Origin of the sequence: Pseudonocardia sp. SID8383 (genome assembly GCF_009864975.1) — a bacterium.
Taxonomy (GTDB): Bacteria; Actinomycetota; Actinomycetes; order Mycobacteriales; family Pseudonocardiaceae; genus Pseudonocardia; species Pseudonocardia alni.
In genome coordinates, this window is the sequence record NZ_WWFY01000986.1 from 24,682 (window position 1) to 31,074 (window position 6,393).

The window sequence follows — 6,393 nt, forward strand, 5'->3', positions numbered from 1 at the left end:
CACCCCACAGAGAGGACCACCATGGCCCGGCTACTGGCCGACGTCGAGGCATGCCAGGGATACGGCAACTGCATCACCGGCGCCCCGGACGTCTACGACATCGACGACGACGGCAAGGTCGTGCTGCTCCGGACGGAGATCGCCGACGAGGACCGCCCGCGGGTGCAGGAAGCGGCCCGCAGCTGCCCGGTCGACGCGCTGGGCATCGAGGACTGATGGACCGGACCACCGGCACCGTCGTCGTGGTCGGCAGCTCCGTCGGCGGCGTACGCACCGCGCAGGCGATGCGCACCGAAGGATTCACCGGCCGGATCGTGCTGGTGGGGCAGGAGGCCGACCTCCCCTACGACAAGCCGCCGCTGTCCAAGCAGCTGTTGGCCGGTACGTGGGACACCGACCGGATCACGCTGCTCGGCACCGCGGCCGCCGAGGCGGCCGGCATCGAGCTGCGGTTGGGCGTCGGCGCGGCGCGGCTCGACGTCGCCGGCCGGCGTATCGAGCTCGCCGACGGCACGGCGCTGGGCTACGACGCCGTCGTCCTCGCCACCGGAGCCGACGCCCGGCCCTCCCCGTGGGTCGCCGGATCCGGGGTGCACGTGCTCCGTTCGCTCGCCGACGCCACTGCGCTGCGCCGTGATCTCGGCGCGCAGGGCCCCGTGGTCGTCGTCGGCGGCGGTTTCATCGGGGCCGAGGTGGCCGCGACCGCCCGCGCACTGGGCCGGGAGGTGACCGTCGTCGATCCGCTGCCGGCTCCGATCGGCCGGGTGATCGGCGACGCCGTGGCGGAGCACGTCACCACGCTGCACCACCGGCACGACGTCGCCACCCGCTTCGGGGTGGGCGTGGAGGACGTGCGCGGGCGGCCCGGAGACCTGCGGGTACGGCTCACCGACGGCACCGAGCTCGACGCGGCCACGGTGGTGGTCGGGATCGGCGCGATCCCGAACGATGCCTGGCTGCAGGACTCCGGCCTGCTGGTCGACGACGGCGTCGTCTGCGACGAGCACGGCCGCGCACCGGGATCCCCCGACGTGTACGCGGTGGGCGACGTGGCCCGCTGGTACCACCCGGGCCTCGAGAAGCACCGGCGCGTCGAGCACTGGACCAACGCCGTCGAGCAGGCCGCCGTCGTCGCGCACAACCTTGTGCACCCCGACGACCTCCGCGCACACCGCCCGGTCGAGTACGTGTGGAGCGACCAGTACGACTGGCGGATCCAGATCGTCGGACGGCCGGGCGCCGCGACCCGGCACGAGCTGCTCGGCGACCTCGACGGCGCGCAGGCGCGCGGCGCCGCGGTCTACACCGACGACAGCGGCCTGCTGTGCGGTGCGGTCACGGTGAACTGGCCGAAGGCGCTGGTCGTCTGCCGCAGGCTGATGGGCACTGCCGCGACGTTCGACGACGCCGTGGCCCAGCTCGCCGGGCTCCCGGCCCGCCGCGCGGCGAGCACGTCGTGACCGACCCGAGCACGGAGCTGGCCCCGCTCCGCCGGCAGGTCGCCGACGCCTGCCGGGTCCTGGCCGCTCGCGACCTGGCCCCCGGCTATCTCGGACACATCAGCCTGCGGATCGACGAACGCCGGCTGCTGGTGCGCTGCCGGGGACCGCAGGAGCGCGGGCTCGCCTGGACCACGGCGCAGGACGTGCACCTGGTCACGCTCGACGGCGAGCCGGGCACCCCGGACGAGCTGCAGGGGTGGGACCCTCCGAACGAGCTGCCGCTGCACGCCGAGGTCCTCCGGACCCGGCCCGAGGTCACAGCCGTCGTACACGCACACCCGGAGATGGTGGTCGCAGCCGACCTCGCCGGGCTGGGTATCCGCCCGATCATCGGCGCGTTCGACATGCCCGGCACGAAGCTGGCCCACGCGGGTGTACCGGTGTATCCCCGCGCGGTACTGATCCGCAACCGCACACTGGCCGCGGAGATGCTGGCCGCCATGGGCAGCTGCCCGGTGGTGCTGCTGCGGGGGCACGGTCTGACCAGCGCCGGCGCCGGCGTGCCGGAGGCGGTACTGAACGCGGTGTCGGTGGAACGGATCGCGCGGCTGTCCCTGACCGTCGTCTCGGCCGGCGGGCGGCTGCGGGACCTGCCCGAGGCCGACATGGCCGAGCTGCCCGATCTCGGCGGCTCGTTCAACCATGACACGGCCTGGCGGCACGAGCTCGCACGGTTGGCCTGACATGAGCGAACACCGGAGTTCGGACCCGGCCACCACCCATGCCGAGTGCGACTCTCTGCACAGCAGACATCGCGTAGGGTCGTGCCATGGACGGAGTCGAGGGCTTTCCGCCCTCACCGGAGTACGGCGAGTCGCCGCGGTATCCGATCGAGTCGGTCGACAACGCGTTGCGGATCCTGCTGCTGCTCGGCGAGCGACCGCGGCTGCGGCTCACCGACGTCAGCCAGTATCTCGACGTCGCCTCCTCGACCGCGCACCGATTGCTGATGATGCTGCAGTATCGCGGGTTCGTGCGGCAGGAGCCCAGCACCCGCGGCTACATCCCGGGGCCGACGCTGGACGGGCTCGCCTTCGGCGTCCTCCGGCGGCTCGATGTACGCACCCGCGCGCGGCCGGTGCTGGAGAGGCTCAACGCCGACCTGAACGAGACGGTGCACCTGGGCCGGCTCGAGGGCAGCGACGTGCATTTCATCGATTCGATCGAGAGCGGCCGGGCGCTGCGCGTCGGGGGCCGGCTGGGCCGGACGATGCCGGCGCACTGCACGTCCAACGGCAAAGCGATGCTGGCCACCCTCACCGAGGCGGACCTGTTCCGGATCTACCCCGACGAGGAGCTGACCCGCCTGACCCCCAACTCCGTGGGGACCCGCACCGACCTGGTGCGCGAGCTCGCCGAGGTTCGCAGCCAAGGTTTCGCGACCAGCCAGGAGGAGAGCGAGGAGGGCGTGAGCTCCCTCGCCGTCGCGCTGTCCTCCGGCCCGACGCCGCTGGCCGTGACGGCCTCCGCCCCGGTCAGCCGGATGACGGCCGGTACCCGCGAAACCGTCCTCGCGCAGCTGCTCGCCGCAGCCGAGGAGATCGACAAGCTCCTGCTCTGACGCTCCACATCGTGGGGCGAAAGACGTCCACACGATCGGAGACCGCACCCGCATGACCATCGAGTCCGTAACCCCGGCGACGACCGACCTCCGCCAGCTGGTGGCCACGTCGTGCCGGGTGCTCGCCGCCACCGGCCACCACGACCTGATCTGGGGGCACGCCTCGGTCCGCGACCCGCACGGCCGCGGCGTCTGGCTCAAGACCGCGGAGTGGGGGCTCGACGAGGTCACGCCGGAGCGGGTGCACCTGGTCGCCCCGTCCGGAACGGTGCTCGAGGGCGACGGCGCACGGCACAGTGAGTACCCGATCCACACCGAGATCATGGCGGCCCGCCCGGACGTCGGCGCGGTCGTGCACACGCACCCACCACATGCCGTCGCCCTGGCCGCCAGCGGGCAGGACCTGCGCCCGGTCAGCCACGCGGCCAACTACTTCGTTCCACCGGCGGTCCCGCGCTTCACCGATACCGCGGACCTCGTCCTCACCCCGGACCTGGGCCGATCGGTCGCGCTCACACTCGGCGACGCCCGGGCGGTGTTCCTGGTCAACCACGGCATCGTGGCCGTCGGTGCAACGCTGCCGGCGGCCACCGTCGCCGCGGTGCTGCTCGAGCAGGCGTGCGAGCAGCAGCTGCGCACGCACGCCGCCGGTGGATGGCCGACCTGGTCGCCGCCCGAGGAGTCGCTGGCCAAGCGGGACCACATCTACAACGACCGCGCCGTGCAGGCAGCCTGGGACTACCTCGTGCGCCGGTGGGGAGGCTGAGCCATGCAGTTCCATCTCGACGGCTACCGGACAGGCGATCCCCTCGTCGAGGACGCGCACCCGTCGGTACGGGAGCGGCCGTCCGGCCTGCCGGACGAGACCGACGTGTTGATCGTCGGCTGCGGTCCCGCCGGTCTCGTCCTGGCGGCGCAGCTGGCCAACTTCCCCGACATCCGGACGGTGGTGGTCGACCGCAAGGACGGCCCCCTCGAGGTCGGACAGGCCGACGGGGTCGCCTGCCGCACCGTCGAGATGTTCGAGGCGTTCGGCCTGGCCAACCGCTTGATCGACGAGGCGTACCGGGTCAACGAGGTCAGCTTCTGGCGTCCGGACCCGGAGGACCGGTCCCGGATCGTGCGCGCCGGTCGTGTCGACGACGTCGAAGAGGGCCTCTCCGAGATGCCGCACGTGATCGTCAACCAGGCCCGGATGCTCGCCCACCTGCGCGAGCACATGGAGCGGTCGGCGAGCCGGACGACACCGTTCTACGGCCTGCAGGCCGGCGACATCGATATCGACACCAGCGGCTCGTCCGACCACCCGGTCACCGTCGAGCTCGTGCACCTCGAGGGCTTGCAGCCGACCGGTGAGTCCTCGACGATCCGGGCCAGGTACGTGGTCGGCTGCGACGGATCGCGCAGCGGTACCCGCCAGGCGATCGGCCGCAGCCTGGTCGGCGATCCGATGAACCAGTCCTGGGGCGTCCTCGACGTCCTGGCGGTGACCGATTTCCCCGATATCCGCCTCAAGTGCGCCGTCCACTCCGCCAACGACGGCAACATCCTGATCATCCCACGGGAGGGCGGCTACCTGGTCCGGCTCTACATCGAGCTCGACAACGTCCGCGACCGGGACATGCTCCGGAACCAGGACGCCACCCCGGAGAAGCTCACCGCCGTGGCGAACCGGATCCTGCACCCGTACACCCTCGAGGTGCACGACGTCGGGTGGTGGGCGGTCTACGCGATCGGCCAGCGCCTGTGCGACAAGTTCGACGACGTCCCCGCCGGCGAGACCGACACCCGCCTGCCGCGGGTGTTCATCGCCGGCGACGCCTGCCACACCCACAGCGCCAAGGCCGGGCAGGGCATGAACGTGTCGATGGCCGACACATGGAACCTCGGCTGGAAGCTGGGCTCGGTGCTCCGCGGAACGGCCCGACCCGAGGTCCTGCACACCTACAGCCAGGAGCGCCAGGAGGTCGCCCAGGAGCTCATCGACTTCGACCGCGAGTTCGCCGCGATGTTCAGCGCCCGCCCCTCGGAGTCCGACGCTGCCGACGGGGACGGCGTCGACCCCGCCACGTTCCAGCAGTACTTCCGCGACCAGGGACGCTTCACCGCGGGCGTCGCCGTCCGCTACCCACCGTCGATGATCACCGCGGCCGGGTCGTCCCAGCACCTCGCCCCCGGGTTCCCGGTCGGGATGCGGTTCCACTCCGCCCCCGTCGTCCGGCTGGCCGACGCCGCACCGATGCACCTCGGACACGTCGCCCGGGCCGACGGCGCCTGGCGCCTCTACCTCTTCGCCGACCGGGCGGATCCCGCCGCCACCCGTTCCGCGCTCCGGCAGCTGTGCGAGGTCCTCGGCTCGGACCGGTCGGCACTGACGCGGTTCACCCCCGCAGGCACCGAGCCGGACTCCGTGATCGATGTCCGGGCCGTGTTCCAGCAGCACCACCGCGACCTGGCCCTTGACCGGATGCCTGCGGTCCTGTTGCCCCGCAAGGGCAGGTTCGGCCTGGTCGACTACGAGAAGATGTTCTGCCCGGACCCCGCCGAGGACGACGTCTTCGACATCCGGGGCGTGGACCGCGAGACCGGATGCATGGTTCTCGTCCGCCCGGACCACTACGTCGCGCACGTACTCCCCCTGCACGGACACGAGGAACTGACCGATTTCCTGTCCGGAGTCCTGCTACCGGCGCGATGAGCTCCGATCACCCCTCACCCGGCGGGTTCCTGGGTGAGGGCGGTGGGACGTACTCGACCCGACCTCGTCTGTCGACTACATTCTATAGAGTGTGACACCAGCTCCCGAGGATCCGCTCGTCGTCGACGGCTCGGCCGGACTGACGACGTTGCGCCTGCAGCGGCCGCACCGCCGCAACGCGCTCGACCACACCCTGCTCGAACGCCTCCTGTCCGAGCTCCGCGCGGCGGCCCGGCGCGGTGACGCCGCACTCGTCCTGACGGGCGGGGACTCCTACTTCTCCTCCGGTGGCGACGTCGCCTCGATGCCCTCCGCCGCGGACGGGCTGTTCGGCCCCGCCTCGCGGCTCGCCCTGGTCCACGAGGTCGTCGAGACGATCGTGCGCACCGACGTCGTGGTGGTCGCCGCGGTCGAGGGCTACGCCGTCGGTGCGGCCTGGGGCCTGGTCCTAGCCTGCGATCTCGTCGTCGCCGCAGAGGACGCCTTCTTCGCCGCCCCGTTCGCCGCGCGCGGCCTCACCGCCGACGCCGGTACCGCCTACCACCTCCCCCGCCGCCTCGGCCCGCAGCGCGCGGCCCGCCACCTGCTGCTCGGCGAGCGGCTCAGTGCCCCGGCCGCGGCCGACGCCGGCC

General features: G+C 72.2%; 7 protein-coding genes. All 7 read left to right on the top strand.

Annotated features, from left to right (window positions below):
* The first annotated feature begins 21 nt into the window (after positions 1 to 21).
* On the top strand, positions 22 to 216 hold the full coding sequence (locus GTW08_RS23445; protein ID WP_010223632.1) for a ferredoxin: 195 nt from the start codon (positions 22 to 24) through the stop codon (positions 214 to 216).
* Positions 216 to 1,460, top strand: a complete 1,245-nt coding sequence (locus GTW08_RS23450; RefSeq protein WP_073575179.1) for an NAD(P)/FAD-dependent oxidoreductase — start codon at positions 216 to 218, stop codon at positions 1,458 to 1,460. Before GTW08_RS23445 ends, GTW08_RS23450 begins: the two co-directional genes overlap by 1 nt.
* Complete coding sequence (locus GTW08_RS23455; protein WP_073575180.1) at positions 1,457 to 2,185, top strand: class II aldolase/adducin family protein; 729 nt, start codon at positions 1,457 to 1,459, stop codon at positions 2,183 to 2,185. Before GTW08_RS23450 ends, GTW08_RS23455 begins: the two co-directional genes overlap by 4 nt.
* An 86-nt stretch (positions 2,186 to 2,271) precedes the next feature.
* Positions 2,272 to 3,063, top strand: coding sequence for an IclR family transcriptional regulator (locus tag GTW08_RS23460; RefSeq protein WP_073575181.1), 792 nt, complete (start codon positions 2,272 to 2,274; stop codon positions 3,061 to 3,063).
* A gap of 52 nt (positions 3,064 to 3,115) precedes the next feature.
* Positions 3,116 to 3,829: a class II aldolase/adducin family protein gene (locus GTW08_RS23465; RefSeq protein ID WP_073575182.1), complete on the top strand. Its 714-nt coding sequence runs from the start codon at positions 3,116 to 3,118 to the stop codon at positions 3,827 to 3,829.
* Between the two features lie 3 nt (positions 3,830 to 3,832).
* Entirely contained in the window at positions 3,833 to 5,761 is a 1,929-nt protein-coding gene (locus tag GTW08_RS23470) for an FAD-dependent monooxygenase (RefSeq protein WP_073575183.1), read from the top strand.
* 91 nt (positions 5,762 to 5,852) lie between these two features.
* A partial coding sequence (locus tag GTW08_RS23475) for an enoyl-CoA hydratase-related protein (protein WP_161152539.1) occupies positions 5,853 to 6,393 on the top strand: 541 nt, incomplete at its 3' end.